The organism is Fructobacillus papyriferae, from assembly GCF_018437225.1.
Lineage (GTDB): Bacteria > Bacillota > Bacilli > Lactobacillales > Lactobacillaceae > Fructobacillus > Fructobacillus papyriferae.
On record NZ_JAAMFI010000002.1, the window covers coordinates 82,185 to 108,639 of the forward strand.

The 26,455-nt window shown below is 47.3% G+C and carries 28 protein-coding genes, 3 tRNA genes and 1 other annotated feature; of the genes, 29 read left to right on the forward strand and 2 right to left on the reverse strand.

Annotation, left to right across the window (positions count from 1 at the left end):
- From rsmI to rlmH, 7 genes are all read left to right on the forward strand, one after another.
- Nucleotides 1-918, forward strand: coding sequence for a 16S rRNA (cytidine(1402)-2'-O)-methyltransferase (rsmI, locus tag G6R27_RS04060; RefSeq protein WP_213819802.1), 918 nt, complete (start codon nucleotides 1-3; stop codon nucleotides 916-918).
- Entirely contained in the window at nucleotides 911-1,654 is a 744-nt protein-coding gene (locus G6R27_RS04065) for an acyl-[acyl-carrier-protein] thioesterase (protein WP_213819803.1), read from the forward strand. The genes rsmI and G6R27_RS04065 overlap by 8 nt, the downstream gene beginning before the upstream one ends.
- 13 nt (nucleotides 1,655-1,667) lie before the next feature.
- Nucleotides 1,668-2,663 (forward strand): UDP-glucose 4-epimerase GalE, encoded by a 996-nt coding sequence (gene galE / locus G6R27_RS04070; protein WP_213819804.1) that lies wholly within the window; start codon nucleotides 1,668-1,670, stop codon nucleotides 2,661-2,663.
- 248 nt (nucleotides 2,664-2,911) lie between these two features.
- Nucleotides 2,912-3,787, forward strand: a complete 876-nt coding sequence (locus tag G6R27_RS04075; RefSeq protein ID WP_213819805.1) for an ROK family protein — start codon at nucleotides 2,912-2,914, stop codon at nucleotides 3,785-3,787.
- A gap of 129 nt (nucleotides 3,788-3,916) precedes the next feature.
- Nucleotides 3,917-3,989 (forward strand) — tRNA-Lys (locus G6R27_RS04080).
- A gap of 48 nt (nucleotides 3,990-4,037) precedes the next feature.
- On the forward strand, nucleotides 4,038-4,808 hold the full coding sequence (locus G6R27_RS04085; RefSeq protein ID WP_213819806.1) for a M15 family metallopeptidase: 771 nt from the start codon (nucleotides 4,038-4,040) through the stop codon (nucleotides 4,806-4,808).
- Between the two features lie 537 nt (nucleotides 4,809-5,345).
- Nucleotides 5,346-5,825: a 23S rRNA (pseudouridine(1915)-N(3))-methyltransferase RlmH gene (gene rlmH, locus G6R27_RS04090; protein ID WP_213819807.1), complete on the forward strand. Its 480-nt coding sequence runs from the start codon at nucleotides 5,346-5,348 to the stop codon at nucleotides 5,823-5,825.
- A gap of 34 nt (nucleotides 5,826-5,859) precedes the next feature.
- Here rlmH and G6R27_RS04095 read toward each other — a convergent pair whose 3' ends face one another.
- Nucleotides 5,860-6,507 (reverse strand): NAD(P)H-hydrate epimerase, encoded by a 648-nt coding sequence (locus G6R27_RS04095; RefSeq protein ID WP_213819808.1) that lies wholly within the window; start codon nucleotides 6,505-6,507, stop codon nucleotides 5,860-5,862.
- Between the two features lie 76 nt (nucleotides 6,508-6,583).
- On the opposite strand from G6R27_RS04095, the gene G6R27_RS04100 reads away from it, so the two are divergent.
- The 15 genes from G6R27_RS04100 (at nucleotide 6,584) to G6R27_RS04170 (ending at nucleotide 17,084) form a co-directional block, all read left to right on the forward strand.
- Complete coding sequence (locus G6R27_RS04100) at nucleotides 6,584-6,913, forward strand: hypothetical protein (RefSeq protein WP_213819809.1); 330 nt, start codon at nucleotides 6,584-6,586, stop codon at nucleotides 6,911-6,913.
- Between the two features lie 79 nt (nucleotides 6,914-6,992).
- Nucleotides 6,993-7,080, forward strand: a tRNA-Ser gene (locus G6R27_RS04105).
- A 228-nt stretch (nucleotides 7,081-7,308) separates the two neighbouring features.
- Nucleotides 7,309-7,860 carry an NADPH-dependent FMN reductase gene (locus G6R27_RS04110; protein ID WP_213819810.1) on the forward strand — a complete coding sequence of 184 codons (552 nt, stop codon included), beginning with the start codon at nucleotides 7,309-7,311 and terminating at the stop codon, nucleotides 7,858-7,860.
- A gap of 5 nt (nucleotides 7,861-7,865) precedes the next feature.
- On the forward strand, nucleotides 7,866-8,219 hold the full coding sequence (locus tag G6R27_RS04115) for a DUF1304 family protein (RefSeq protein WP_420798191.1): 354 nt from the start codon (nucleotides 7,866-7,868) through the stop codon (nucleotides 8,217-8,219).
- 1 nt (nucleotide 8,220) lies between these two features.
- Nucleotides 8,221-8,532, forward strand: coding sequence for a CHY zinc finger protein (locus G6R27_RS04120; RefSeq protein WP_213819812.1), 312 nt, complete (start codon nucleotides 8,221-8,223; stop codon nucleotides 8,530-8,532).
- A gap of 102 nt (nucleotides 8,533-8,634) precedes the next feature.
- Nucleotides 8,635-9,564 (forward strand): lactate/malate family dehydrogenase, encoded by a 930-nt coding sequence (locus G6R27_RS04125; protein ID WP_213819813.1) that lies wholly within the window; start codon nucleotides 8,635-8,637, stop codon nucleotides 9,562-9,564.
- Nucleotides 9,565-9,627: 63 nt separating this feature from the next.
- Nucleotides 9,628-9,870, forward strand: a binding site (T-box leader).
- Nucleotides 9,871-9,939: 69 nt separating this feature from the next.
- Nucleotides 9,940-10,782, forward strand: coding sequence for an SAM hydrolase/SAM-dependent halogenase family protein (locus G6R27_RS04130; RefSeq protein WP_213819814.1), 843 nt, complete (start codon nucleotides 9,940-9,942; stop codon nucleotides 10,780-10,782).
- A gap of 1 nt (nucleotide 10,783) precedes the next feature.
- The gene (locus tag G6R27_RS04135; protein ID WP_213819815.1) at nucleotides 10,784-11,341 is read left to right on the forward strand and encodes an ECF-type riboflavin transporter substrate-binding protein; all 558 of its coding nucleotides are present in this window, start codon (nucleotides 10,784-10,786) and stop codon (nucleotides 11,339-11,341) included.
- A gap of 12 nt (nucleotides 11,342-11,353) precedes the next feature.
- Nucleotides 11,354-13,033 (forward strand): ABC transporter ATP-binding protein, encoded by a 1,680-nt coding sequence (locus G6R27_RS04140; RefSeq protein ID WP_213819816.1) that lies wholly within the window; start codon nucleotides 11,354-11,356, stop codon nucleotides 13,031-13,033.
- Nucleotides 13,026-13,847: an energy-coupling factor transporter transmembrane component T family protein gene (locus G6R27_RS04145; protein ID WP_213819817.1), complete on the forward strand. Its 822-nt coding sequence runs from the start codon at nucleotides 13,026-13,028 to the stop codon at nucleotides 13,845-13,847. Before G6R27_RS04140 ends, G6R27_RS04145 begins: the two co-directional genes overlap by 8 nt.
- Before the next feature lie 78 nt (nucleotides 13,848-13,925).
- Nucleotides 13,926-13,998, forward strand: a tRNA-Asn gene (locus tag G6R27_RS04150).
- A gap of 162 nt (nucleotides 13,999-14,160) precedes the next feature.
- The gene (locus tag G6R27_RS04155) at nucleotides 14,161-14,898 is read left to right on the forward strand and encodes an amino acid ABC transporter ATP-binding protein (protein ID WP_274381126.1); all 738 of its coding nucleotides are present in this window, start codon (nucleotides 14,161-14,163) and stop codon (nucleotides 14,896-14,898) included.
- A 13-nt stretch (nucleotides 14,899-14,911) separates the two neighbouring features.
- Nucleotides 14,912-15,781: a transporter substrate-binding domain-containing protein gene (locus G6R27_RS04160; protein ID WP_213819818.1), complete on the forward strand. Its 870-nt coding sequence runs from the start codon at nucleotides 14,912-14,914 to the stop codon at nucleotides 15,779-15,781.
- Nucleotides 15,778-16,419 (forward strand): amino acid ABC transporter permease, encoded by a 642-nt coding sequence (locus G6R27_RS04165; RefSeq protein WP_213819819.1) that lies wholly within the window; start codon nucleotides 15,778-15,780, stop codon nucleotides 16,417-16,419. Before G6R27_RS04160 ends, G6R27_RS04165 begins: the two co-directional genes overlap by 4 nt.
- Before the next feature lie 11 nt (nucleotides 16,420-16,430).
- Nucleotides 16,431-17,084 (forward strand): amino acid ABC transporter permease, encoded by a 654-nt coding sequence (locus G6R27_RS04170; RefSeq protein WP_213819820.1) that lies wholly within the window; start codon nucleotides 16,431-16,433, stop codon nucleotides 17,082-17,084.
- Between the two features lie 50 nt (nucleotides 17,085-17,134).
- Here G6R27_RS04170 and pnuC read toward each other — a convergent pair whose 3' ends face one another.
- Nucleotides 17,135-17,863: a nicotinamide riboside transporter PnuC gene (gene pnuC / locus G6R27_RS04175; RefSeq protein ID WP_213819821.1), complete on the reverse strand. Its 729-nt coding sequence runs from the start codon at nucleotides 17,861-17,863 to the stop codon at nucleotides 17,135-17,137.
- Between the two features lie 305 nt (nucleotides 17,864-18,168).
- Here pnuC and G6R27_RS04180 point away from each other — a divergent pair, with 305 nt between their 5' ends.
- The 7 genes from G6R27_RS04180 to G6R27_RS04210 all read left to right on the forward strand — a co-directional run bounded on the left by G6R27_RS04180 (nucleotide 18,169) and on the right by G6R27_RS04210 (nucleotide 26,429).
- Nucleotides 18,169-19,434, forward strand: a complete 1,266-nt coding sequence (locus G6R27_RS04180) for a NupC/NupG family nucleoside CNT transporter (RefSeq protein ID WP_213819822.1) — start codon at nucleotides 18,169-18,171, stop codon at nucleotides 19,432-19,434.
- A 152-nt stretch (nucleotides 19,435-19,586) separates the two neighbouring features.
- The gene (locus G6R27_RS04185; protein ID WP_213819823.1) at nucleotides 19,587-19,970 is read left to right on the forward strand and encodes a hypothetical protein; all 384 of its coding nucleotides are present in this window, start codon (nucleotides 19,587-19,589) and stop codon (nucleotides 19,968-19,970) included.
- A 35-nt stretch (nucleotides 19,971-20,005) separates the two neighbouring features.
- The gene (locus tag G6R27_RS04190; protein ID WP_213819824.1) at nucleotides 20,006-20,518 is read left to right on the forward strand and encodes a hypothetical protein; all 513 of its coding nucleotides are present in this window, start codon (nucleotides 20,006-20,008) and stop codon (nucleotides 20,516-20,518) included.
- Between the two features lie 121 nt (nucleotides 20,519-20,639).
- Nucleotides 20,640-21,434 (forward strand): hypothetical protein, encoded by a 795-nt coding sequence (locus tag G6R27_RS04195; RefSeq protein ID WP_213819825.1) that lies wholly within the window; start codon nucleotides 20,640-20,642, stop codon nucleotides 21,432-21,434.
- A 334-nt stretch (nucleotides 21,435-21,768) separates the two neighbouring features.
- Nucleotides 21,769-24,447: a valine--tRNA ligase gene (locus tag G6R27_RS04200; RefSeq protein WP_213819826.1), complete on the forward strand. Its 2,679-nt coding sequence runs from the start codon at nucleotides 21,769-21,771 to the stop codon at nucleotides 24,445-24,447.
- Between the two features lie 135 nt (nucleotides 24,448-24,582).
- Nucleotides 24,583-25,551 (forward strand): beta-ketoacyl-ACP synthase III, encoded by a 969-nt coding sequence (locus tag G6R27_RS04205; RefSeq protein ID WP_213819827.1) that lies wholly within the window; start codon nucleotides 24,583-24,585, stop codon nucleotides 25,549-25,551.
- Nucleotides 25,552-25,703: 152 nt separating this feature from the next.
- Entirely contained in the window at nucleotides 25,704-26,429 is a 726-nt protein-coding gene (locus G6R27_RS04210) for a CAP domain-containing protein (protein ID WP_213819828.1), read from the forward strand.
- Nucleotides 26,430-26,455 lie beyond the last annotated feature (26 nt).

Sequence of the window (26,455 nt, forward strand, 5' to 3'; positions counted from 1 at the left end):
ATGCAAAGACAACATTCTTTTACAACTCATGAAACGGGTACCTTGTATTTGGTCGGAACGCCGATTGGCAATTTGCAGGACATCTCCAATCGGGCCATTGACGTCTTATCGTCGGTTGATCTGATTGCCGCTGAAGACACGCGGCATACTCAGCTGCTCTTGAATTATTTTGAGATTAAGCAAAACAAAACCTCGCTTCACGAGCACAACTGGCAGGAAAAGGCGCCGGAATTGGTTGGCGAATTGCTAGCCGGGAAATCGGTTGCGCAAGTATCCGATGCCGGACTGCCTTCCATTTCTGACCCGGGAAAAGAACTGGTGGCACAAGCTGTCGAAGCCGGCATTCCGGTTGTGCCGGTGCCCGGCGCCTCAGCGGGCATCACGGCCTTGATTGCTTCCGGACTGGTGCCACAGCCTTTTTACTTCCACGGTTTTTTACCACGGAAGAAACAAGAACAGTTGGCTGAATGGCAAAAGCTTTCTTGGCGGGCAGAAACGATGATCTTTTATGAAGCGCCTCATCGTTTGAAGAAGACCTTGGCTAATTTGGTCGAGGCTTTGGGGGCTGAGCGGAAAGTTGTTTTGGCTCGGGAACTCACCAAGCGCTACGAGGAATTCTTGCGTGGAACAGCAAGCGAGGCTTTAAAGTGGGCCGAAAACTCAGAAATCCGTGGCGAATTCGTTTTGCTGGTCGAAGGACAAAGGGGTGACAACCCGGAGCTGCAGGCAGCCGAACGGGGGCAGGAAGAAGTCGAGGCCGCCCAAGTGGCCGAAAGTGATCCGATCGCTGCCGTGACCGCTTTAGTCGAATCAGGCATGAAACCAAACGCGGCCATTAAGCAGGTCGCAAAGAAGAGCGGTCAAAGCCGCCAAGATATCTACAAACTCTACCACCACATCGAGGAAGAAAATGGCTGATATTTACTCCATCACGCAACCAATTGAATACTACCAGGTCGATCTCACTCGGAAGCTCTCTTTAGCCATGATGCTGAATTTAGCCATTCTCTGTTCCCGTAAGCAGGGCGAACACCTGCAGGTCGGATACGCGGAAACCGATAAGCGCGGGCTGGGTTGGGTCATTTTACAATACGACGTGGTGATTAAGCGTCGGCCCGAACTAGGGGAAACCATTACGATTGAAACCAAGGCTGGTGAATGGGGCGCCTACTTTGCCAAGCGGGGCTTCTTGTTTAAGGATGAAAGTGGTGAAGTGATCATCGATATGGATTCCCTTTGGGCCTTGATTGACCTGGAGGACCGACGGATGGTCAAGCTGCCTCTTGATTTGGTTGAACCGTACGGTGGCGAGCAGAAGAAGCGCTTAGACAAGATGGTTCGGATTCCAAAGATCAAAGATGAGACGCCTGACTTTGATAGGCCTTACCAAGTTCGTTTCCTAGACATCGATGGCAACCGGCACGTCAACAACTCTAAGTATCTGGAGTGGATGGTTGATGTCTTGCCTCTTGATTTTTTGAAAGAGCATGAGGCGACGGCCTTTTCCATTCGCTACGAGAACGAAGTCCACTATGGCCATCAAGTTGATTCTCAGGTCGTAATGGGGGATAATAAAACAAAACACCGCGTGAAAAACGGGGATCAGACAGCAGCCGAAGCGATCATTACTTGGGCTGCTTCAGATGAACAATAAGTGAGGATGCAACATGTCAGTATTAGTATTGGGTGGTGCCGGCTACATCGGTTCCCACATGGTTCGTCAGCTCTTGGCAGATGGGCAAGACGTTGTCGTTGTCGATAATTTGGTCAAGGGCCACCGGGCAGCGGTTGCCCCAGAAGCCAAGTTCTACGAAGTGGATATTCGTGACAAGAAGGCCTTGTCCGAAGTTTTTGAAAAAGAGGCTATCGAAGCCGTCGTGCACTTTGCCGCCTTTTCGATCGTGCCTGAATCTGTTGCTGAACCGTTGAAGTACTTCGACAACAACACGGCCGGCATGGTGACGTTGCTCGAAGTGATGAAGGAACACGACGTCAAGAAGATCGTCTTCTCATCAACGGCGGCTACTTACGGGAACCCTGTCAACATTCCAATCAAGGAAACGGACCCCCAAAATCCCATCAACCCTTACGGTGAATCCAAGTTGATGATGGAAAAGATGATGGCCTGGGCGGATTCAGCTTACGACATCAAATGGGTTGCTTTGCGTTACTTCAACGTGGCCGGTGCCATGCCAGACGGTTCAATCGGTGAAGATCACGGACCCGAAACACACTTGGTGCCAATTATCTTGCAAGCCGCATCTGGTAAGCGCGATTACATCGAAATGTTCGGGGATGACTACAACACGCCTGACGGTTTCAACGTTCGTGACTACGTCCACGTTGTTGATCTGGCCGATGCCCACCTTTTGGCATTGGACTACTTGAAAAACGGTAATCCATCGGCGCAGTTCAACCTTGGTTCAGCGACTGGCTTCTCCGTTAAGGAAATGGTCGAAGCGGCCCGCAAGGCCACTGGTGTCGACATCACGGCCAAAGTTGGCCCACGTCGTGCCGGTGATCCCGACATCTTGGTTGCCGACTCAACAGCTGCCCGTGAGACCCTTGGCTGGGCACCAAAGTACGATAACGTCGAAGACATTATCCGTACGGCCTGGAACTGGGTTGAAAAGCACCCAAACGGGTATGACGATAAGAAATAAACAGCAAGTAAAAAAGCCAGCGCTCGGGTTGGCTTTTTTTGTTTGGCAGCAACTCTTTGGGAGCCAACGGGCTATTCTTTTGCTCTTTTCCCGGTGTAATAGACCAAATGCGCTAAAGAATCCTTTTACTCTGTTAATAGCGATCTTTCGGACTAGACCATTTAGTCAAATTGGCCGATTCGGCTATTGTTTGACCAAAGGAAAGCCCGTACAATAGAAATGCAAGAACGAGAAGAAAGGGCGTCTTTATGTCATTAATCGGCGCAATTGAAGCTGGTGGCACCAAGTTTATCTTAGCCGTCAGCGATGAAGATTTTAATATTCTTGATCGAAAGGTCCTGAACACAACGGATGGTCCGTCAACGTTGGCCCAAGTGACGGCTTATTTCGATGGCTTTCCTGACGTCGCAGCGATTGGGGTGGCGGCCTTTGGTCCGATTGATCTGAATCCACAGTCACCCACCTACGGCTTTGTCTTGGACACGCCAAAGCCTGGTTGGGCCAACTTTGATTTCTTAGGTTACTTGAAGAACTGGCGCGACATTCCCTATTATTGGACGACGGATGTGAACGGTTCGGCCTGGGCCGAATACCGTCACGGGGCGAACTCCGAAGTGGCCTCCTTACTTTATTTGACGGTTGGTACTGGTGTTGGCGCGGGGATTATTGTCAACGGCCAATTGCTTTCAGGCTTTGGCCATCCTGAAGCGGGGCACATGATGGTCCAAAAGAATCCAAGGGATCGCTACGAAGGACATTGTCCTTTCCACCATGATCGCTGTCTGGAGGGGGTGGCTTCCGGGCCTGCTATGGAAGACCGCTGGGGAATGTCTGCCAAAGAATTGAAAGACGACCACGAAGCCTGGATGATCGAAGCTGATTACCTGGCGCAAGCAGCGATGACCTATACGACGATTTTGCGTCCTGACCGGATTGTTTTTGGTGGTGGGGTCAGCCACCGCGATGTGCTGCTGCCATTGGTTCGCCAGCGCTTTGCTGAATTAATGAATGGTTACTTGGCAACGCCGGTATTAGATGATTATCTTGTGCCGGTTGCAAACGGCGATGATGCCGGCATTTTGGGTTGTTTTTATTTAGCCAAATCAGCGATGACACGCGCCTAAGCATCCGGGCCATTGAACTAAGCGACCGAGTGTTGGACTTCTTTGTTGCAAGTGCTTTATTTTTGAACGAAAAGTTCTTGCCAGCCGCTTCAAGCTATGGTATGATATCTTTTGTTGATGAGACATCATGGTCAGTTAGCTCAGTTGGTAGAGCAACGGACTCTTAATCCGTGGGTCCAGGGTTCGAGCCCCTGACTGACCATCTTAGGACCGGCCTTGCCGGTCTTTTTTTTGTATATAGGAGGATAAAATGTCTAAGAAAAAGTTCTTGGCTATTTTACTTAGCCTTGTCGTACTGGCCGCTGTCGTCAGTGCTGGTGTTTACTGGCAGACGGGCCGTTCGACTGAGCAAGAACGCAGTCAGAAGAGTGACTCGTCGAAAAGCGACCAAAGCGTGCGGTTGACGAATCTGCCAAAGGGCGTGAAGTCTACCGATTGGGATTTGATTTTAGTCAACAAATGGCACAAAAAAGATTCTGAAATTAACTTTGATAAGGCCACAGTTTCCGGCGTGACGGTTGATCAACGAATCAAGCAGGCCGTCTTAGACTTTCAGTCTGGGGCACGGGCAGCGGGCTACCAAACCAATCTGATTTCGGGCTACCGTTCGATCCAGTACCAAAAGGAAGTCTTTGCTGGTGTGAAAAAGAATAACCTGGCCGAAGGGATGAACGATGCGGCTGCTGAAAAGGCGACTGCGGCCGTTGTCCAGTATCCCGGTTCTTCCGAACACCAAACCGGTTTGGCTATCGATATGGCTGGTTCTGATGCTTTCGAACGGTACCCAAGCTTGGAAGCCAACATGGATCAGTTCGACTCGCAGAAGTGGTTGATTGATCACGCCGCCGATTATGGTTTCGTCCTTCGTTACCCAAAGGAAAAGGAACAAATGAAGCAAACGGGTATCGATTACGAATCATGGCACTTCCGTTACGTTGGTGTTGCTAACGCCAAGTACATGAAGGCCCATAATTTGACGCTCGAAGCCTACGTGAAGGGCTTGCAAGAGGCAGGCCGCTAATCGATAAAAGCAGGACAAGATGTCCTGCTTTTTTTATTTTGTTATGGCTTTGTAAAAGTCAAGAGTGGGGAATGATGGATTCTCGACTAGACCAATTAAAGAATGCATGTTCGGTTGTTTTGGGGTAAAATCTATGCATTGGGACTTTTGAAAATGACCCGTTCGTCTTTTTTATTCTGCTTTAACATTGGTTTAACCTAAGAATCGGCTTTCTCGAGTAAGAACTTAGCAAAAAACCGAAGAATAAAAGGCGAAAAGTGACCGAACAAATGTACTTATCACCAGCTGTGGATAACCTTGTGGATAAAATGGGTATTTCGGGGATAAAGCCGCTATTTAAGCCCTTTTTGACTTTTGAAAAGTCTGGGCCAAAAGAATGGTGAAAACCCACCGTTTTGTGGATAACTATAGTAAAATGCGGTCATAAGCGGACTTTTTTGTCAAAAAAGAGGGGATAACTGTGGATAAGTCGGTGGATAAGTGTTCTTTTCGGGGATAACTTCTTGACTTAGACCAAAAAGAAAGGCTGAAATTTAAATGAAAATAAAAGTTGTAACAGTTGGTAAATTAAAGGAAAAATACCTGAAAGACGGTATCGCGGAGTACGCAAAGCGCCTGCAACGCTTTGCCAAAGTCGAACTAGTCGAACTGGCCGATGAAAAGACGCCGGAAAAGGCTTCAGAAGCTGAAAATCAAGCCATCATGGCAAAAGAAGGCGCGCGTATCTGGACTAAGATTGGGGAAAGGGATTATGTTGTCGTTTTGGCGATCGAAGGAAAACAGCTGCCATCCGAAAAGTTATCCAAGACTTTAGAGCAGGCTAAGTTGTCTGGCCATGGCACACTGACCTTTGTCATCGGTGGGTCACTTGGTTTAACCGATCAGATCAAAAAACGGGCGGACTTACTTCTGTCTTTTGGTTTGCTAACTTTGCCACACCAGCTGATGCGCTTGGTTTTGATGGAACAAATTTATCGGGCCCAAATGATTGCGGTCGGGTCGCCTTACCACAAATAAAAAAACCAGACGTTTTTGTCTGGTTGAAGTAAATTTATTGAATGGAAAAGGTGAAATCCGTTGGGGTGATCAGACCGATGTTTTGGGTCATCACTCGGCCAGCCATCTTTTTACCTTGCCCCCGGGCGCAACCGGCTTTTTCAAAGCCAAAGGCGATCGTGGCCTTCGCATTCAAAGCAGCGCCACGAACTTCCCCAGTGTCAGCATCAATTCCGGTCGGTAGATCCAAGGCCACCACGGTGTTGTCGATGTGGTTGGCGGCTTTGACCATCTTTTGTAAACCTTCGGGTAGGTCTTTGTTCAAACCAGCCCCGAAAATGGCATCGACAATCAGCGAGGGTTCTTTGAAATCCGATTTTTCAGAACGGCTTACGCCAGCAGCGTTGGCGGCTTTCAGCTGGTTCAAGACGGCTTGATTGGCCCGCTTCAAATTGCCAACAAACTGTAAAGTGACCGGAATATGTGCTTGATGCAGTAAACGGGCCAAGGCGATACCATCGGCGCCGTTGCCACCAAGGCCTGCCAAGACAAGGACTTTTGACAGGTCAAAGTGTCCCGCCGCCAAGACATTCAACGCAGCCATGGCGGCGCGTTCTGTCAAGACTTCAGCTGACAAAGCACCGTCTGTTATGGTGTAGGCCTCGATGGCCCGAATTTCATCGCCCGTTACGAGTTGTGTCATGTTATCCACCTTAGTATAATAGTTATAGTTATTATAGTATAGAAGCCAAAAAATAACAGGAAAAAGGAGGGGGATAATGGATAATCTGGAAGTTGCAGATGACTATCAACAAGTACAAGACCAACTGGCCATTTTGAATGCTCGTGGTGAAGACGTGACCGAGGATCAGTTGATCAAGCGCACCTTAAAGCGTGGCCTTGAAGAAATTCTCGACTACCGGATGGACGGGACTTACTACAGGGTTGCTTGGGATGAGGCGGGCAACCTGAGCTTAACCGATGTATACGGAAATAAAGCCGGCGTGATTACCCCCATCAAGAATTCGTTAATCGAGGATTTTAAAGCAGACGATCAGGGCGTCTGGGATCACTTTAACCTGGCGATCATGAAATCGATCGCCCGCTAAACTAAGATGAACTGGCTGGTCAAAGTCAGCGCCGTCCTTGTCGGCAAGCGGATAATCTGGTATAGTATTATCTGTTATTGGAGAAGTACTCAAGAGGCTGAAGAGGCGCCCTTGCTAAGGGTGTAGACGTGTTAAAGCGTGCGAGGGTTCGAATCCCTTCTTCTCCACTACAAAGAAAAACGCACAACCTGTGTTGTGCGTTTTTTTAGTACGGTTGAAACTGTTTCCGATTGGCATTATTTTTTTTGGCGACCTGGATTCGCTGGCCGGGGGTGTTTCTTTGACAAGGATAACAAAAGGGTCCGCACCTTTCAGTCGACTGCCACCTCTACCCCGCCCCCTCTTAAAAAAGAGTACAATGGACTTAACTGGTTAGAGAAAGGAAGTGTTGTACGATGAAAGTTGCCATTTTAGTCGGGTCGAATCGGCGGTATTCGGTGTCTCGAAAGGTTGCCCATTGGTTGGCGCCCATCTTACAAATGAAGGGCCTTGATGCTGAAGTTCTTGATTTGGCTGAGATTAATTTGCCTTGGTTAGATGAACCGGAATTGCCGGCCTTGGGGATGTATCAGGTTGAAGCAACTAAGACTTGGTCTTCCATGATCCAAGAGTTCGATGCGCTGGTGATTGTCTTTCCGCAGTATAACTGGGGCTACCCAGCCGTTTTGAAAAATGCCTTGGATACGCTTTATCAGGAATGGCAGGGGATGCCAGTGGCCACCGTTGCGATTGGCTCACATGGTGGCTTTCAAGGTGAACTTGCCCTGTCATTAGTCCTTCAGGGCTTGAAAATGAAGCGACTTTCCGTCAATTTGAAATTGACAATGAAGCCAGATGAGATTAGCCGTGAAGCAGAAAAAGCAGCGACGGCCGCGTTCTTGGCACCTTATTTGGATCAGGTCGATCTGTTGGCTCGTGATTTGAAAGCAGAAGGAGGAGTGGAGTGATGGGAATGATTTGGCTTCAGATTTTAGCCGTGTTGGTCGCACTTGAATTTTTCTATATTATGTATTTAGAAACCGTTGTGCCAACCTCGGAAGCGACTGGTCGCGTTTTTTCGATGTCGCAAGCTGACCTCAAACACGAAAAGGTGCAGCTGCTCTTTAAGAATCAGGGCGTTTACAATGGCCTGATTGGCCTTTTCGTGCTGGTCGCTGCCTTCTGGCAGCTGACCTGGCTTCTGCCATTGTTGCTATACATTCTCTTGGTTGCAGCATACGGCGCTTTTTCAGCCGGCAAGGTTGGCCTGTTTTTTAAACAGGGCGGCTTGGCCTTGCTTACACTTGTTGTTTTGTTGTTTGTCTAAAATGGCAGCGATTAAAATTTTTGGCCAAGACATCGGGCCAACCGGTACCTGTCGGCACTACCATTCTGATGTTGACGTGGTCGCTTTACGCTGTGAGAAGTGTCAGCAGTATTTTGCTTGCTATCAATGCCATGATGCCATGCGAAAACATGCCTTTCAGCCAGCTGCCAGGCAGGTTGGCCGACCCGTTCTTTGTGGGGTCTGCCACAAGACCTTAACATACGCTGAGTACAAAGAAACGGCTTGCCCCTACTGCGGGGCAGCCTTTAACCCAAACTGTGTCTTACACCAGGACCGCTACTTTCAAGATTAGTCGAGCGCTGCTCGACTTTTTATTTTAAATGAGGATTTTTTAATAAAACGGTTGACTTTGCTGATCAGTACGCCTATCCTTGAGGAAAAGAAAGCGGGGATTGTGATGCGAAAAGTTGGAATTATTGGCATGGGCCACGTTGGTTCAGCCGTCGCCCACGCCATGGTGCAAGAAGGCGACTTTGACGAATACGTTTTAATTGACAAAAAGGCTGAAAAAGTCCGGGCCGAGGTCTTGGATTTGGAAGACGCCGCGGCCAATCAGGATGCCGCCTACAAGATTATTGAAAACGACTACCAGGCTTTGGCGGATGCGGATGTGGTCATTTCGGCTGTCGGTAACATTCTCTTGCAGCACAACAATCCATCAAAGGATCGCTTCATTGAACTACCCTACAACGTCGAGCAGGTGAAAGACGTCGCTTCCAAGTTGAAGCAGACCGACTTTTCCGGTGTGCTGATCGTCATTACCAACCCCTGTGATGCTATTGCGGCCCTCTACCAAAAAGAAACGGGCTACCCTAAGGAGAAGGTGATCGCCACGGGAACGCTGCTCGATACCGCTCGGATGCGCCGAGCCACGGGAGCGGCCTTTAAGGTGTCGCCTAAGTCCGTTTCGGGCTACAACCTAGGAGAACACGGCAACACGCAGTTTACCGCTTGGTCAACGGTCCAAATCGCCGGACAATCGGCTGCCACTTTGGCCGAAGCAAGGAGCATTGACCTTTCTGAAATCGAAAAGGATTCGATTGTCGGTGGCTACACGGTCTTCATGGGCAAGGGCTTCACGTCATACGGGATTGCCTCCGCAGCCGTTCGCCTGGCCAAAGTCGTTGTTTCGGACGCCCACGAAGAACTGCCGGTTTCCCACTATCAGGCGCGCTTTGGTACGTACTTGTCCACGCCAGCCATCGTTGGACGGGCGGGTGTAATCGCTGAAGCGATGCTGACTTTGACGGCAAATGAGGAAGAAAAGCTGGCGGCTTCCGCCAAGTCTATTGCGACGAAGTTTGAAGAAGTGGTTGGGAAGTAACTTCATTAAAAATAAATGAAAAAGTGGTTGTTTTTTATCATTTCGTGTTGTAAACTCTTTGGTATTGAAGCGAAGAAAAGAAAAAGTAAGAATCGCGATTGCTTAGAGAGCTGGTGTTTGGTGAAAACCAGTCAATTTAAATTCTGAAAAATGGTCTTGGAGCTTTTATTGAGGTGAGCCTTTGTGAGCCTCAAACGGGAATCGCCCGTTATAGCGAATGGTTTTCAAAAAGGAGAACCTAATAAGGGTATTTCTGTGAGGAAATACTGAACACACCAGGTGGTAACGCGAAATTTCGTCCCGGGTAGGTCTTTTGACCTATCCGGGTTTTTTAGTTGCAAAAAATTAGGGACGCCTAATGAATAGGGAGAAAAAATGAAAGAAGCACTCGTATTACAAACAGATTTTGGTTTAAATGATGGCGCAGTTTCGACAATGTATGGTGTCGCGCGTCAGGTCGATGCAGATGTGACTGTGGCTGATCTCACACATGGTATTACGCCTTTTAATATTTTTGAGGGGTCTTTCCGACTTTCACAAACAGTTAAGTATTGGCCAGCAGGAACAGTTTTTGTTTCGGTTGTCGATCCTGGAGTAGGATCCAAGCGGCTTTCCTTAGTGGCTAAGCTTAAAACCGGGCACTATGTTGTCACACCGGATAATGGCACGTTGACGCATTTGGAAAGACTATACGGAATCGAAGCGGTGCGCGTAATCGATGAAACAATCGATCGTTTACCAGGTTCTGAGAAGTCAGCGACCTTCCATGGACGCGACATTTACGTTTATAACGGGGCTCGTTTGGCTGGTGGTGAGGTGACTTTTGACCAAATCGGTAAGGAATTACCGGTGCAAGACATTGTCCGCCTGCCTTTGAACCCGGCCCGGGTTGAAGGAAACAAAATTCTTGGAAACGTCGACATCACGGATGTTAACTTTGGCTCGCTTTGGACTAACATTGATGAAGATCTTTGGGAAGATTTTGGCGCCCGTTATGGGGATGTCTTCAACGTATCGGTCTTTTATGAAGGGAAACGAGTTTATCAAGCGAAGCTGCCCTACTATAAGACTTTTGCCGACGTAAAAAATGGCGAAACGTTAATTTATGTCAACTCAGTCTACACAGTAGGTATTGCCATTCGCATGGGTTCAATGGCAGCAGAAAACCATCTTTCAGCCGGTCAGCACTGGACGATTGAAATTGAAAAGGGGGACTAAGATGAAGAAAAAGGGATTATCAACAAAGGATGTTGTTGCCATTGGAATCGGAGCAGCGGTGTTCTTGATTTTGTTTAAATTTATTGCCATTCCAACGGGAATACCAAATACGCAGATTAACGTGGCTCAATCATGGTTATCGCTTCTTTCCGTGATCTTTTCACCAATTGTTGGTTTCTTTGTGGCCATCATTGGGCACAGCCTAAATGATGCCATTTCTTATGGATCGGTTTGGTGGTCTTGGGTCATTGCAGATGGCATCTATGCCTTGATTTTCGGGGTGCTGGTCAAGCGAGTAAAATTGTTGCGGGGAAAGTTAACTGCTTTCAAGTTGCTCTGGTTTAACATTAGCCAGGCCATTGCCAATGTCATTGCTTGGTTAGTTGTAGCACCCAGCCTAGACATTTTGATTTATGCCGAACCAGCTAACAAAGTCTTCTTGCAAGGGGGTCTCTCTGTTGTAGTGAACATCATTTCGACGGCAATTATTGGAACGACTCTGTTATCGCTGTATATTAAAAACAAAGGCCAACAAGAACTGTTGCGCAAAGAAGATTAGAAAGAGAACTGAATGACTGATTCTGTCTTACAATTTAAGGACCTCTCCTTTCGTTATCACAGTCAAGCGGAAGAAACGTTGAAGAATCTCAACTTTACCATTCAAAGGGGGAGTAAAACACTCGTTTTAGGCCCATCTGGTTCAGGAAAGTCAACACTGATTGCTCTTATCAATGCTTTAGTCACTGAAAAAGAAGGCGAAATCGACGGACAAGTCATCATTAACGATGAGGACCAAGCTGGAACTGACTCTTTTGACCGTTCGCTTTTGGTTGGAACTATTTTACAAGACACTGATCGCCAGTTTGTTGGCCTAACGGTGGCTGAAGACATTGCTTTCGTGCTCGAAAACGAGGCGGAAGCGGTTGAAAAACTGCGGGCTGCCGTCGCTAACATCGCCGATAAATTAGGCTTGACTAACTTGCTGCCGTTGGGTCCGGAGGCGCTCTCGGGTGGACAAAAGCAACGGGTTGCCATGGCGGGGGTGCTGGTTGGGAATAGTCCCATTTTAGTTTTGGATGAGCCCCTGGCAAGTCTTGATCCCCAAACCGGTCAAGCGGTGCTGGCGACTATCGAACAGCTGCATCAAGATGGTATTACCATTATGATGGTGGAACATCGTCTGGATGAGGTGTTGCGTCAAGGCGTTGATCATGTTTTGGTTCTGAAAAACGGGGAACTGGTCTTTGACGGACAGGCCGAGGATTTGCTTAAAAACTCTCGTTTTCACGATTGGCAATTGGCCCAACCGGCCTATCTGTCACTTATTGAACAAGCGGGTTATTCAATGCAGAATCTTGAGCACATTGACGATGTTCAAAAGGTAACCGGCCCCAACCTGAAGCAGCAACTGCAACAGGCGCCAAAAGCTAGAAAAACAGCGGGTAAGGGAGCACAAGAAAGACTCCCGGCCGCCTTGGAGGCAAAAAACCTGACCTATTCCTATGGCCATCGAACCATTTTAGACGATGTTTCGTTGACTATTGATGCTAACCAATGGTTGGCCCTGATTGGTGAAAATGGTTCTGGGAAGTCGACCTTAGCCCGTTTGATTGCTGGTTTCTTACCTGTTCAACAGGGACGTGTTTTTTCAAAGAGTGACGAGGTTAATGACGCAACGGTCGACCTTGCTGAACTGAGCTTAGCAGAGCAGGCGCGATACGTGGGCTATGTTTCGCAAAACCCCAATGAGATGCTAATTGGCTTGTCGGTTTTTGAGGAAGTAGCTACTGGCTTGCGTCTACATCACGTGGCGGAAGAGGTCATTGAGGAAACGGTTCATTTTGCTTTAAAAAAGGCGAATCTCTACCCCTATCGTCATTGGCAAAGTCAATCGCTGTCTTTTGGTCAAAAGAGGCGTTTATCCGTTTTGTCAGTAGCCATTTTGGAACCCAAGGTCCTAATTTTGGACGAACCAACGGCTGGACAAGACGATGTTTCCGCCAAGGGATTGCTAGAATACTTGCGTTTGCTGCAAGATTCCGGAATTGCTCTGGTGACGGTTACGCACGATATGGGCCTGATTGAAAAATGGGCGGATCAGGTGGTTTCCCTGGTAGCGGGGCGCCTAACGGCGAAAATGACGCCGGTCGAACTCTTTAGCCAACGCTCATTATTGGAACAGACGTCACTGATTGTGCCATCGGACCAAATTTTGCTGACGCGCATTGAAAGGGAGGGGAGTCATGACTGATTTTCTTGGTTATCAAGACCGCGATTCGGTCATTCACCGATTAAATGCAACGAGTAAGTTGCTCGTCTTTTTGTTGCTTACGGTCGCGGGGATTCTTTCCTTTGACATCCGCTTCCTGTTTTTGTTGACGGTTTTTGCTGGTTTTGTTTTATATCTATCAAAAATCTCTTGGCGATCGATTCGAATACTGGTTTATTTAACCGTCGTTTTTGCGCTACTTAATTTGGTGTTGATTTATGTTTTTGCACCTCGATATGGTGTCGAGTTATACCAGGATAAGACGGTCTTACTTGGTTCGGGTTACTATGCCTTGACAAGTCAGCAACTCTTCTATGAACTGCTAGTACTATTAAAGTACTGCTTTTCGGTGCCACTTTCCCTTGCCTTCTTGCTCATGACCCAACCTTCTCAATTGGCAGCGGGGCTGAATCGAGTGGGGATTTCTTATAAAATTGCTTACGCCTTTTCGTTGACGTTACGCTATTTGCCGACGATTCAAAACGAGTTTCAAACCACAAAAAAGGTGCAGGAAGCCCGTGGTTTCGCCCTTGGTAAAAAAGCATCCTTAGGCAAGAAAATAATGGCTTCGACCCGCCTCTTGCTTTCACTGGCTTTTTCAACTTTGGAGAAAGTGGAAACGATTTCAGAAGCCATGGCGTTGCGACGCTTCGGCAAGAAGCAAAAGAGAACCTGGTATTATAGTCAAAAATGGCAGTTGCCAGATTGGTTCGCTTTAATGGTAGGAGGGGTTCTTTTGCTACTGGCTGTCTGGTTGGTATCGGTTGATGGTGGCCGATTTTGGAATCCTTTCTAACAAATAAATTAAAATATTTTCATAAAACGGTTGTTTTTGCTTTGAATATAGGATATATTAATAACAACAATTATTAATTGTCTTGTAGTTCAGTTGGTAGAACACCGCACTGTTAATGCGAAGGTCGCTGGTTCGAGCCCAGCCGGGACAGTCTTTTGGAAGCACGTACCGAATGAAAACGGTAGGTGCTTTTTGTTTGCTTATTTGATATCCATGTGAAGAAAGTTCACAAAAGAAAGGATTTCCCCAATTCATCGAGCTACAATAAAAGAAATGTCTCTTTTAGCAGAGAACCGCATAGGGAGGAAGCGCGATGTCAATGATTGAATTTAAAGACGTGGAAAAATACTACGGTGATTTTCACGCATTAAAGGATATTAACTTAACGATCGATGCTGGTGAAACCGTTGTGTTGATTGGTCCTTCGGGGTCTGGAAAGTCGACCTTAATTCGAACGGTTAACGGGTTAGAAGAAATTCAAGAAGGTCAGTTGCTTGTCGACGGCTTTGATTTGCACGATCCGAAAACCGACATGAATAAAATCCGGAAAAACGTCGGCATGGTTTTCCAACACTTTAATCTGTATAACAACAAGACGGTTTTGGAGAATATTATGCTGGCTCCGCGCTTAGTTCTTAAGCGTGATGAAGAAGAAAACAAGCAATTGGCCATGGCGCTTTTGGAGCGAGTGGGCTTAGCGGATAAGGCCAATAACAGGCCGTCTGCTCTGTCAGGTGGACAAAAGCAGCGGGTCGCGATTGCCCGTTCCTTAGCCATGAAGCCAAAGTGTTTGCTTTTTGACGAACCAACGTCTGCTTTGGATCCAGAAATGATCGGCGATGTGTTACGGGTCATGAAAGAAATTGCCGAAGACTCCGACATGACCATGTTGGTCGTGACCCATGAAATGGGCTTTGCTAAAGCGGTTGCGGACCGTGTCATTTTTATGGCCGACGGACAGATTTTAGAAGATTCGTCAACGGAACAGTTCTTTCAAGAACCAAGCAATGAACGGGCTAAGAAATTTTTGAGCCAAGTGGCTAACCACTAGGAGAGGAGGCAAGATGGAAAAGAATAAGAAACGTCTTTTTGGCATGGTGGCCGCCCTCCTTTTGGTATTGTTCCTGCTTCTCTTGGGTTTTTGGGCCGCCAACCGTGCGCATGAAAATAAACGTCATCAAGACACGCTGGAACGCGTTAAAAAAACCAAGATGATTCATTGGGGAGTAAAAACAGATACCAAGCTGTTTGGTTTAGTAAACACCAAGTCTGGCCAATCAGAAGGCTTTGATGTTGATTTGGCGAAGGCCTTGACCAAGCAAATTGGAAAACAACTGGGGCTGGAGCTGACGCCTTCTTTTACACCAGTGAACGCTTCATCGAAGGTACAATTGCTAAAAAACACCAACATTGACGGCGTCATGGCTGTCATGACCATTACCAAGGAGCGGGCAAAAGTTGTGGACTTCTCGAATCCTTATTTCCCTGCAGGAAATGCCCTATTGGTTCGAAAGGATTCAGGTGTTCAGTCGATTAAAGATCTGAACGATCCGTCTAAGACTATCCTGATCGCTTTGGGAACGACGGCTGCGGATACCGTGAAAAAGGAAGCGCCCAAAGCTAAAGTTTTGGCACTGCAGGATTATGCTTCGGCGATGCAAGCTTTAAAAGCTGGTCAAGGACAAGCCATTGTGACCGATAACGCCATTTTGTATGGTTTGGTTGCTGAGAACCCTGATTACCAAGTCGTTGGTGGCATCATGGGTTATGCCCCATATGGTATTGCCTTTGACCACAACCAACCGGGGATGGTCAAGCAGGCCAACCAGGCATTGGAATCTCTGGAAAAAGACGGTACCTACAACACCTTGATTAAGAAATGGTTTAGCCAAGTACCGGGCCTTGATCTTAGTCAACTGGAGGTGCAATCATGACACTTTTTAATCATTACAGCGCCCTCTTTTTCTCCGGATTCGGTTATACCATTTTGGCTTCTCTCATTGCGCTCGTGGCTTCCCTGATTCTCGGGACGTTTTTTGCCCTTTTACAGCTGTCAAAAAAACGTTTTTTGGCCATGCTTGGCAATGCCTATGTTCAGTTTTTAAGAAACGTTCCTTTGCTGATCATTACACTGTTCTTTTATTTGGCCGTCGCAAAGGTAATCAAGATGACGGGCTTTGTTTCGGGGACGGTGGCGCTATCCCTTTATACCTCAGCCTTTATTGCCGAATCGGTTCGTGCAGGTATTTTGGCCATTGATCATGGGCAAATGGAAGGGGCTTTGGCCAATGGACTATCCTATGGTCAGGCCATGAGCCGGGTCGTGTTGCCCCAGGCATTCAAAGTCGCCCTCCCATCTTTGGGAAACCAATTGATTAATTTGGTTAAGAATTCGTCGATCCTTGCCTTTGTCGGCGGTTTGGATTTGATGTATCAGGGGAATCTGGTGGCCGCTAGTTCCTTTGATACGTTCACGTCTTACCTTGTGGTGGGCCTTTTCTATCTTGTGTTGACCTTGCCGTTAAGCTATGTCATGCAATACTTAGAAGAACACTTACAAGAAAGTCGATAGGAGAAAGAAAAATGACGGACTTTATCAATGCGTTAACCCAAGATAACCTGAGTTACCTGTTGCAGGGATTAGGGATAACGGTCGCGGTTTCCCTGCTTTCGATCATCATTTCGCTTATTCTTGGCTCGGTGGTTGGAATTGTGATGTTTGAAAAAATTCCTTACTTTTCTTCTTTAGTTGGGACGTTGAATAATATCGTTCGGAACTTACCACTGCTCTTGATTATTTTCTTTTCTTACTTTGCCCTGCCTCAAATTGGTATTCGTCTGCCGGTTTTTTGGTCAACGGTGGTTGCGATGTCCTTTTTTGAAGCAGCCATGTTGTCTGAAATCATTCGCGGTGGGCTCGATGCCATTGATAAAGGGCAGTTTGAAGGGGCGCGATCGACCGGGTTGTCTAACCGGCAGACGATGACACACATCATCTTACCCCAGGCCTACAAGAAAATGATTCCACCTTTGATTTCACAATTGATTTCACTGGTGAAGGACACGTCCCTTGCTTCTGGCGTTGTGTTGGCCGATTTAACCTTCCGGGGCCAAGTGGTCTACGCACAAAACAGCCACTTTATTGTGCCAGTTTTGATTTTTATGACTTTTTGTTATTTTATCGTGAATTATTTGCTATCACTTTTGGCCAAGCACCTGGATCGTCTTTTAGCCTAAAAAGGAAAAATCCTGCGCTCATGATTTGAGAACAGGATTTTTTTAATGAATTAAGTTGTTTTTTGATACCAATACCACGTGCCGTAGAGGGCGTTTGAAAGCATCACGAGTTGCAAGACGAGCATGGAAACGGCATAGGAACCGTCGAGGACAAAGAGATTTTTCGACCAAACCATCACTTGCACGATGTCGACTAAAATCCAAAAGAACCACTGAAAGCGATAGCCGTAGGTCATAAGAATCTGTCCGACGATGTTTAACGGAAGAACGGCCGAATCCAAATAAACTTGTAAGCCGTGAAGGTGTTTGGAGACCATCAAGACGGTCAGATAAGTCAAAACGGTGAGGACCAAGGTGGTCAAGACAAGCCCTTTAGTCATTTTTTTGACTTTTAATTCGCCTTTTGAAGCATCGCGGGCCTTTCCCCAGAGATGGATGCCGTAAAATTGCATGATGAAGGCAAAGCCCTGGGCAAAGACATCACCAAAGGTTCTCGAATGGAAGGCGACCAGTAGCCAAGCGGATGTAGCAAGTAGTCCCCAAAAGAAATTGGATTGTTTTCCTTGATCGACTAAGGCAAGGTTGGTGACCGCGGCTAAACCAGTAAAAAGGCTGAGCCAAGCGAGATTCGAACGATCGGCGGAAAGAGCGAAGGTGAGAAGCTGGGCGCCAACCATGATCAATAGCAAGCCTTTGGTCGCTTTCTTTAGTGTGAGAAGGTCCGAAGCGATCGCTTTTGGATGGAAGGTCAGGGCCAGTGTGGTTTCTTTTTGGTTCATGTTTTTCTCCTATTGTTTTTTAGGTGCCGTTATCGGAAGCAACGCACCGGATTAGAAGCTTATCAGGATTGATAAACGTGTCGATTATAGCATAGTTGACAGGCGTTTCTTTTGAAAAGAATAGCTAGTAACGATAAGGAAAGCAGAAAAAAGGAAGGGCTGAATTCCGAACAATTTGACTGATTTTCATGAAATGTTCGGCTAAAAAACGTCAGAAAAATAAAATTTGGCTGTGCATTTTACTTTCACCAGGTATAATTAAAGTGTTTATGTATTGTTGTCGGAATTACACAGGGGGTATCGACATGTACTTATTGGTTAACGCGATAGGACTGCTAATCTTTATTGGTTTAGCAGTCCTATTTTCGAAGAATCGGTCCAAAATTCGCTGGCGCTCGATTCTAACGATGGTCGTGGTGAACTTGGCCTTGGCTTGGTTCTTCACCGCCTTTTCGGTTGGTCGTGAGATGGTGGACGCGGCGGCTGGTGGCTTTACCGAATTGGTTTCCGTTGCACGCGAAGGAATCGATTTTGCTTTGAAGCCAACGGGAATGAGCCTACCGGGAAACTTCTTTATTTCTGTTTTGCTGCCTATTTTGTTGGTCGTGCCACTCTTTGACATCTTGACGTATTTTGGTATTTTGCCATTCATTATCAAGTGGTTGGGGAAGGGCTTGTCCAAGCTTTTCGGACAACCTAAGTTTGAATCTTTCTTCTCTATTGAAATGATGTTTTTGGGGAATACGGAAGCCTTGGCCGTCTCTGCTTTGCAATTGAAGAAGATGAAAGCGGATCGTATGTTAACGCTGGCCATGATGTCCATGTCTTGTGTGACGGCTTCGGTTATTGGTTCCTACACGCTCATGATGCCTGGTCGTTACATTTTAACGGCGGTTCCGATCAACGTGATTAACGCATTGATCGTCACGGCGATCTTGAACCCGGTTGATGTGACGCCTGAAGAGGACACGATTGCAACCATTGGGGCGGCACCAGCTGCTGCTGAAGATATTGATTCTGGTTCCGAAAAGTTGGCCGAATCAGAAGCAAAGGAAGCGCAAAAAGAAGAACGTGAACCATTCTTCTCTTTCTTGGGTGATTCGATCCTTGGCGCTGGAAGGCTGATTTTGATTATTGCGGCCAACGTGATCGCCTTCGTCGCCTTGGCGGCAATGGTTGATAAGCTCTTGAGCTTTGTCAACCCATGGCTGTCTCTTGAACATATTTTGGGTATTATCATGTATCCATTTGCTTGGTTGCTTGGTGTTGGATCTCACGCCTTTGATCTAGCCCAACTCATGGGAACGAAGTTGGTCACCAACGAATTCGTTGTCATGGGAACGGTAACCAATAAGATGAGTCATTTCCCAGACCACTATGCGGCGGTTTTGACAGTCTTTTTGACTTCCTTTGCCAACTTCTCGACGGTCGGTATGATCGTTGGTTGTTTTAAGGGAATGGTCTCAGATGAAAAGAGCAAGGTCATTGCTAAAAACGTTAGCTACCTGCTCTTGTCAGGTATTTTGGTTTCGCTTTTCTCAGCGGCCATGGTTGGCCTTTTCGTCTGGTAACAACTGAATTAAAAGGCGGCCTCCGGGCCGTTTTTTGCGTTTTAAAAAGCCAATGTTCCCCTGCATTGGTTTTTTGATTGCCATTGGCTCTTTTATCTGAATCCTGCTAGAATAGGAAGTGAACTCAAGTTTGTTTTGAAAGGATTTTGCAGATGGCAGAGGAAACGAACGACACAGAAAAGAAGAACCAGGCAGCACAACCGGTCGAAGAAAAAGACGCGCCGGATCGATTGACGCAAGCCAAAGAAGATGTCCAAAAAGGGGCGCTTTCCGCCGTTGATTCTGCAAAGACCGCATACGGGAAGGTAAAAGGGCGCACGGAATGGTCCAACCCCGTGGTGGTTGTGGTTGCAGTGATCGTCTTTTTGGTCTTGATTCGCTTGTTGTTCGGATCGCTTTTTAACGCGGTCTTTAACTATCTGGGCGAGCTCTTAATGGCGATTATGACGAAAAGTGCTTGGCCGGTTGTCTTTGCTGCCTTTATCATTTATTATCGTAAAGAGATTCGCGACCTCTTAAATCGAATCGGTCGCTAAATCATTGTTTTTTGTTATGGAAGGGATTTTGAAATATGTTATCACGTTCAAAACGTCGTCAAACCGATAAGCGCGGATTGACTTTTTATAAGAAGTGGTGGTTTTGGTTGTTGATCGTGTTGGTTGTTGGGGGAATTGCCCTCTACGCAGTTGGCGCTTCATCATCCAAGTCAGAAGATGATTCCCCAACGCCAGACATCTCTTATTCCGCTAAGAAGCACACGTCAAAGGTCAGCGAATCATCTAGCGACGATGATACTGAAGACGAAGACACGGAAGAGGAAGATGCTGCTGCCAAGGCTAGCTCCGAGGCAAAGGCCAAGTCAGAAGAAAATGCCAAGGCCGCTTCGGATGCACAAGCTGCAGCCGATTCATCACGCCGGGCCGCATCCTCAGCTGCTGCGTCAGATGCAGCGAAGAAATCTTCTGAAGATGCTGCTAAAAAGGCTTCTGAAGATGCCGCTGCCAAGGCGAACCAAAACAACACAAACAACAATAACCAAACGAATAACGGAAACAATAATCAGCAAGACAACAAGCAAAACTGATTAAAAACTTAATTCCGGTTAAAATGTTTAAGAACAGTCTAAAATGGCTGTTTTTTTGTATACAAAAACCCCGTCAAGAGTATACTAAAATCTATTGGAACTATTGAATAGGGTTATTGGTATGAAACGTAAACAAATCATTTGGTCGGCCGTTGTGATTCTTTTGACAGCACTTACTGTGACGGTGGTCTTGCTGCAGCAGGCGCAAGCTCGCAGTAAAGAGCGGGCAGCTGCACGATCAAAATCCGTGAAGCTACGTAAGACTGTTGAGCCAATGCTAAACATGAAAAGTGGCGACACGAAAACGGTCAATGGGCTAAAAATTCATGTGAAGTCCTTAAAAAAGACGGACTACAAGGCCTTTAATACACGCAGTGTTGTGAAACTTCAACTGGAAATGAAGAACACAACCGATTCAAAACTCTACGTGGTGGCCGCAGCTCCTCATGGGGCCTTTGATGTAGGCTTTGCCAATTCAGAAAACTGGAATTTGACGGGGATGGCAACGGACAGCATTTCGGCTAAGTACTGGACGTCTTCTGTCAGCATGTATGCTAACGACAAGGGCAATCTGAAGGATAGCAACTTGATCTCCGACCGCTTGAAGAAAAAGGGCGGTGTCACCCTTGGTGTCGGGGCTAATTACAAGTACCTCTGCTGGACGTTGAAGCCTGGTGAGACGATTTCCGGAAACGCCTACGGTATCTATGATGAAAACCAAGATAATCCAGATGAGTTGCCTGTTCTGAAGATTAACACGGATCAGATCGGGGTATCGAAGAAGACGGTTGATTTGTATAAAGACGAATACAAGCGTCAAGTAAAAGAAGGAACCGAACGCGAAAAAGCGCTAAAGGAACAGCAGGAAGCTGAAGAAAAAGAAGCGCAGCAAGCAACGGAAGATCCTGAAGAATAACGATTTAAAAGCCAGCTGTGATACAGCTGGCTTTTTTGCTGGGATGATTAAAACGGGAGCGACTCCTCCTTAACAAAAGCTTGACTATCCTTAAAAAGCTTTGTAAACTGAAGTGAACTAGAGGAGTAGGCAAGCGCTACTGATAGAGACCCGTTGGCTGGTGGAAAACGGGAGAGTTAATGCCGAAGGTTGCTAGCCGTTAAAAACTGTTCATAATGAAGTGGTGCTTGGCTAGCCAAGCGCAATTTAGGTGGTACCACGTGTTAGGCGTCCTAATCGAGAGATTAGGGCGTTTTTTGATTTAAAAACCGCCGCGAAGAATAAGGAGAAGCGCATGCGTGAAGTGAACATGTCAACTAAATACGACCCAACAGCGGTCGAGGCCGGTCGTTACCAAGACTGGTTGGATAACCAACTTTTTGCACCGGAAGCCAACAAGGCCATCCAGGGCAATGAACCAGAACCCTACTCAGTCGTGATTCCACCACCAAACGTGACGGGAAAGCTCCACTTGGGTCACGCTTGGGATACGACCTTGCAAGACATGATTATCCGTCAAAAGCGGATGCAAGGCTTTGATACACTCTGGTTACCTGGAATGGATCACGCCGGAATTGCCACGCAAGCCAAAGTCGAACAACGCCTTCGTGGTGAAGGAATTTCTCGCTACGACTTGGGTCGTGAAAAGTTCGTGGAACAAGTCTGGGACTGGAAGAATGAATACGCTTCGACCATTAAGACCCAGTGGGGAAAGATGGGCCTCTCACTGGATTATGGCCGCGAACGCTTTACTTTGGACAAGGGCTTGAACGAAGCGGTGAACAAAGTCTTCATCGACCTCTACAACAAGGGCTTGATTTACCGTGGTGAATACATCATCAACTGGGATCCACAGGCTCGTACGGCTTTGTCCGATATCGAAGTGATCTACCAAGACGATGAAGGGGCCTTCTACCACGTCAAGTACCCATTCACAGACGGTACGACTTTGGATGGTAAGGACTACATCGAAATCGCCACAACCCGTCCCGAAACGATTTTTGGTGACGTGGCCGTTGCGGTCAATCCTTCGGATGAACGCTACAAGGACATCGTTGGTAAGACGGTCAAGGTGCCGTTGGTTGGTCGTGAAATTCCAATTATCGCAGACGAATACGTCGAAAAGGACTTTGGAACGGGAATGGTGAAGATTACGCCAGCTCACGATCCAAACGATTTCCAAGTTGGTAACCGCCATGATTTGGAACGCATTAACACGATGACCGAAGACGCCCACATGAACGAAAACGCGGGCAAGTACGAAGGCTTAGACCGTTTCGAAGCCCGTAAGGCCATGGTTGCTGATATGGAAGCAGCGGGCGACATGCTCCGCATTGAACCATACACGCACTCGGTTGGTCACTCCGAACGGACTGGTGTAGCCATCGAATCCCGATTGTCGACCCAGTGGTTTGTCAAAATGGCGCCATTGGCGAAGCAAATCTTGGCCATGCAGCAAAACGAAGATGAGAAAGTCAACTTCGTTCCTGGTCGTTTCGAAGATACCTTTACCCGTTGGATGGACAACATCCGCGATTGGGTCATCTCTCGTCAACTCTGGTGGGGTCACCAAATCCCTGCTTGGTACAAGAACAAGGGAACGGCTCAAGAAGAAATCTTCGTTGGTGAAGAAGCGCCTGGTGAAGACTGGGTTCGTGACGAAGACGTTTTGGACACTTGGTTCTCATCAGCCCTCTGGCCATTTTCAACTATGGGTTGGCCAAACGAAGACGCCGCAGACTTCAAGAAGTACTACCCAACCAACACCTTGGTAACGGGTTATGACATCATCTTCTTCTGGGTTGCCCGCATGATGTTCCAGGGTAAGGAATTTACTGGCGAACGGCCATTTAAAAACGTTTTGATTCACGGGTTGATCCGTGACGGGGAAGGACGCAAGATGTCCAAGTCACTCGGAAACGGTGTCGACCCAATGGACGTCATCGAAAAGTACGGGGCCGATGCGTTGCGTTGGTTCTTGGCAACCGGCTCAACGCCTGGTCAAGACGTTCGCTTTACTTATGAAAAGATGGACGCGGCCTGGAACTTTATCAACAAGATTTGGAACGCTTCCCGTTACGTCATCATGAATTTGGAAGAAGACACGGTGGCCCGTGTACCGGAAGCTTCCAAGTTGTCACTGGCTGACAAGTGGATCCTGGATCGTTTGAACAAGACGGTCAAGGATGTGACAGCGATGTTTGATAAGTTCGAATTCGGTGAAGCTGGACGTGACTTGTACAACTTCATCTGGTCGGACTTTGCCGACTGGTACATCGAAATGACCAAGGAATCCTTGAATGGGGATGGCGACAAGACGGCCGTGCAAGAAACGCTGGCTTACGTCTTGGACCAGACTTTGCGTTTGCTCCAACCAATCATGCCGTTCATGGCCGAAGCCATTTGGCAAGAAATGCCAGAACAAGCTGGCAAGGATGCGCACTTGGGTATTCAGGCTTACCCGGTTTATCAAAAGGAACTGGAAAACGCTGAAGCAGCCGCTTCCTTCAAGTCTTTGCAGGACTTGATCGTGGCGGTTCGGACGATTCGTGCCGAAGCTAAGGCGCCAATGTCTAAGGAAATCGACGTCATGATTAAGGTTAAGGACGCTGATTTGGTTGCAATCTTTAACGATAACGCGGATTACATCAATCGTTTCGTTAAGCCAAAGTCTTTGACGATTGCAAAAGATGTGGACGTGCCTGATTTGGCCATGTCACAAGTTATCACGGGTGCGGAGGTTTACGTACCCCTTGCGGGCTTGATTGATATCGATGCCGAAATCGAGCGTTTGGAAGGGGAACTCGCCAAGTTTGACAAGGAAGTCAAGCGAGGTCAGGGCAAGCTTGCAAACGAAAAGTTTGTTTCTTCAGCTCCTGCAGCCGTTGTGGCCAAGGAAAAGGAAAAGCTTTCGGATTGGCAAGAAAAGGCGGAAGCGACAAAGAAGCGCCTATCCGACTTGAAGAAGGCTTAAAGAGTTCATATAATGAACAAAGGTTAAATTCCTCACCGTCAGGTGGGGTTTTTATGTTAGTTTAGTATAGGTTGAGTACAGTAAATTGAAGCTCGAGGCATCGGCCGAAAGCTTCAATCAAGTATAGGAATGATTATGACTGGAAGTAAGATACTGGCCTCTGGCCATTATGTGCCAAAAGATATCGTAACTAACGATGAGTTAGCGGAAGTGGTTGACACTTCGGATGAGTGGATTGTGGCCCACACTGGAATTAAAAGTCGGCGGGTTTCTTTGCGAGGAGAAAATACCTCGGATTTAGCGACAAAGGCCGCTGAAATTGCCCTAAAACGAGCCGGTGTGGTAGCTGAGGAAGTCGGCTTCATCATCGTGACGACCTTTACGCCAGATGGTTTGGCCCCGTCGACGGCCGCTTTGGTGCAGCGTAATTTGGGGGCCAAAAACGCCTGGGGATTTGACTTATCAACCGCTTGTGCAGGCTTTGTTTTTGGTTTGTCAACGGCTGACAAATTTATGAAAACGGGCAGCTATAAGTATGGCTTGGTGATCTCTGCAGAAGTGAATTCCAAGATGATGGACTTTTCTGATCGGACGTCTACGGTCTTCTTCGGTGATGGGGCCGGGGCGGTTTTACTTGGCTTAGGCGAAGAGGGGCAATTGGTCGGTGAGGAGATGCACACAATCGGGGATGAAAAAGTGGTTCACTCCGGTCGCATTGCCCCCTTGACAAGCCTTTCTGCGGATAACTACCCCAAGATCGATGCTTTTGCCCAAGAGGGACGGTCCGTCTTCAACGAAGTGACAACCAAAATTCCTGCTCACATCAAAGATTTTTTGGCAAAGCAGAAGCTGACTTTGGACGACGTTGACTATTTCTTGTTGCATCAAGCCAATTTGCGCATGATTGAAAACGTAGCGGACACGTTAAGACAACCAATGGATAAGTTTGTCACAAATGTCGAAGAGTACGGTAATGCCTCTTCTGCTGGAATTGCCATGGCCTTTGACCAGCTGAACTCGGCGGTCGACCTGACGAAAAAGAAGGTGCTGCTGACTGGCTTTGGGGCTGGCTTTACCTACGGGTCGCTCTTGCTTTCATTTTAAGTTGCGCGAATTCCTGTTTTATTGTAATATGAATGTAACCTGAGGGTTATCTCACAGAAATGCGGGAAGCCTAAAATGGTACTATAGATTAGCACTTGGCATGGTGTCTTGTGCGAAATATCCCTAGACATTAATATAATGGAGACTCTCTCATGAAGAATAATGTAACTAAGACGATCTTAGCTGCTTTGGCCTCCGCAACTGCTTTCGCGGCTGCTGGCGCTCAAGCATCTGCTAACGAATTGACTATCCAAGATGGTGACACATTGTCACAAATCGCGGAAGATAACAACACAACGGTTGAAGAATTGGTTGCGAAGAACAACATCGCCAACGCTGATTTGATCATCGCAGGAAGCACGATCTCAACGGATGGTGTTGCGAACGTTGATGCTTCTGCTACGGCAACGGCTTCAACGGATGAAGGTGTTCAAGCAACTTCTTCTGATGACGATACGAACCAAGCAGCGGTGACAAATGTCAACACGCAAGCTGAAGCCGCAACGACTTCATCTGTTGATTACTCATCATATGCGGCCGGTGCAGGCTCAATGCAAACGGTTGTGAACGCAATGAACGCTAAGCGTGCAGCTGCCGGTTTGGCACCTGTATCATACGATGCCTCATTGGCTTCAACTGCTTATTCACGTGCCCAAAACGCGGTTGCTAACGGCGGCCTTCCATCAGGACACTTCCAACAAGTTGCTGGTCCTGAAGTTGTTGCCATCGGTTGGGCACCATCAGCTGTCGTTGATGCATGGTACAACGAAACTGGTATGGTTGCCGCTCCTGCTCACCACAACTGGTTGATGAACGCTTCATTTACTCGCGTTGGTTTCGCCATGGTTGGTGACACGATCGTCGGTATCGCAGGTTAATGAATAAAACTTTCCTAAACGGCTAG

Bases quoted from the DNA above. Each gene is read 5' to 3' on its own strand.
- rsmI (WP_213819802.1), top strand. From the start codon at position 1: ATGCAAAGACAACATTCTTTTACAACTCATGAAACGGGTACCTTGTAT.
- G6R27_RS04065 (WP_213819803.1), top strand. From the start codon at position 911: ATGGCTGATATTTACTCCATCACGCAACCAATTGAATACTACCAGGTC.
- galE (WP_213819804.1), top strand. From the start codon at position 1,668: ATGTCAGTATTAGTATTGGGTGGTGCCGGCTACATCGGTTCCCACATG.
- G6R27_RS04075 (WP_213819805.1), top strand. From the start codon at position 2,912: ATGTCATTAATCGGCGCAATTGAAGCTGGTGGCACCAAGTTTATCTTA.
- G6R27_RS04085 (WP_213819806.1), top strand. From the start codon at position 4,038: ATGTCTAAGAAAAAGTTCTTGGCTATTTTACTTAGCCTTGTCGTACTG.
- rlmH (WP_213819807.1), top strand. From the start codon at position 5,346: ATGAAAATAAAAGTTGTAACAGTTGGTAAATTAAAGGAAAAATACCTG.
- G6R27_RS04095 (WP_213819808.1), bottom strand. From the start codon at position 6,507: ATGACACAACTCGTAACGGGCGATGAAATTCGGGCCATCGAGGCCTAC.
- G6R27_RS04100 (WP_213819809.1), top strand. From the start codon at position 6,584: ATGGATAATCTGGAAGTTGCAGATGACTATCAACAAGTACAAGACCAA.
- G6R27_RS04110 (WP_213819810.1), top strand. From the start codon at position 7,309: ATGAAAGTTGCCATTTTAGTCGGGTCGAATCGGCGGTATTCGGTGTCT.
- G6R27_RS04115 (WP_420798191.1), top strand. From the start codon at position 7,866: ATGATTTGGCTTCAGATTTTAGCCGTGTTGGTCGCACTTGAATTTTTC.
- G6R27_RS04120 (WP_213819812.1), top strand. From the start codon at position 8,221: ATGGCAGCGATTAAAATTTTTGGCCAAGACATCGGGCCAACCGGTACC.
- G6R27_RS04130 (WP_213819814.1), top strand. From the start codon at position 9,940: ATGAAAGAAGCACTCGTATTACAAACAGATTTTGGTTTAAATGATGGC.
- G6R27_RS04135 (WP_213819815.1), top strand. From the start codon at position 10,784: ATGAAGAAAAAGGGATTATCAACAAAGGATGTTGTTGCCATTGGAATC.
- G6R27_RS04140 (WP_213819816.1), top strand. From the start codon at position 11,354: ATGACTGATTCTGTCTTACAATTTAAGGACCTCTCCTTTCGTTATCAC.
- G6R27_RS04145 (WP_213819817.1), top strand. From the start codon at position 13,026: ATGACTGATTTTCTTGGTTATCAAGACCGCGATTCGGTCATTCACCGA.
- G6R27_RS04155 (WP_274381126.1), top strand. From the start codon at position 14,161: ATGTCAATGATTGAATTTAAAGACGTGGAAAAATACTACGGTGATTTT.
- G6R27_RS04160 (WP_213819818.1), top strand. From the start codon at position 14,912: ATGGAAAAGAATAAGAAACGTCTTTTTGGCATGGTGGCCGCCCTCCTT.
- G6R27_RS04165 (WP_213819819.1), top strand. From the start codon at position 15,778: ATGACACTTTTTAATCATTACAGCGCCCTCTTTTTCTCCGGATTCGGT.
- G6R27_RS04170 (WP_213819820.1), top strand. From the start codon at position 16,431: ATGACGGACTTTATCAATGCGTTAACCCAAGATAACCTGAGTTACCTG.
- pnuC (WP_213819821.1), bottom strand. From the start codon at position 17,863: ATGAACCAAAAAGAAACCACACTGGCCCTGACCTTCCATCCAAAAGCG.
- G6R27_RS04180 (WP_213819822.1), top strand. From the start codon at position 18,169: ATGTACTTATTGGTTAACGCGATAGGACTGCTAATCTTTATTGGTTTA.
- G6R27_RS04185 (WP_213819823.1), top strand. From the start codon at position 19,587: ATGGCAGAGGAAACGAACGACACAGAAAAGAAGAACCAGGCAGCACAA.
- G6R27_RS04190 (WP_213819824.1), top strand. From the start codon at position 20,006: ATGTTATCACGTTCAAAACGTCGTCAAACCGATAAGCGCGGATTGACT.
- G6R27_RS04195 (WP_213819825.1), top strand. From the start codon at position 20,640: ATGAAACGTAAACAAATCATTTGGTCGGCCGTTGTGATTCTTTTGACA.
- G6R27_RS04200 (WP_213819826.1), top strand. From the start codon at position 21,769: ATGCGTGAAGTGAACATGTCAACTAAATACGACCCAACAGCGGTCGAG.
- G6R27_RS04205 (WP_213819827.1), top strand. From the start codon at position 24,583: ATGACTGGAAGTAAGATACTGGCCTCTGGCCATTATGTGCCAAAAGAT.
- G6R27_RS04210 (WP_213819828.1), top strand. From the start codon at position 25,704: ATGAAGAATAATGTAACTAAGACGATCTTAGCTGCTTTGGCCTCCGCA.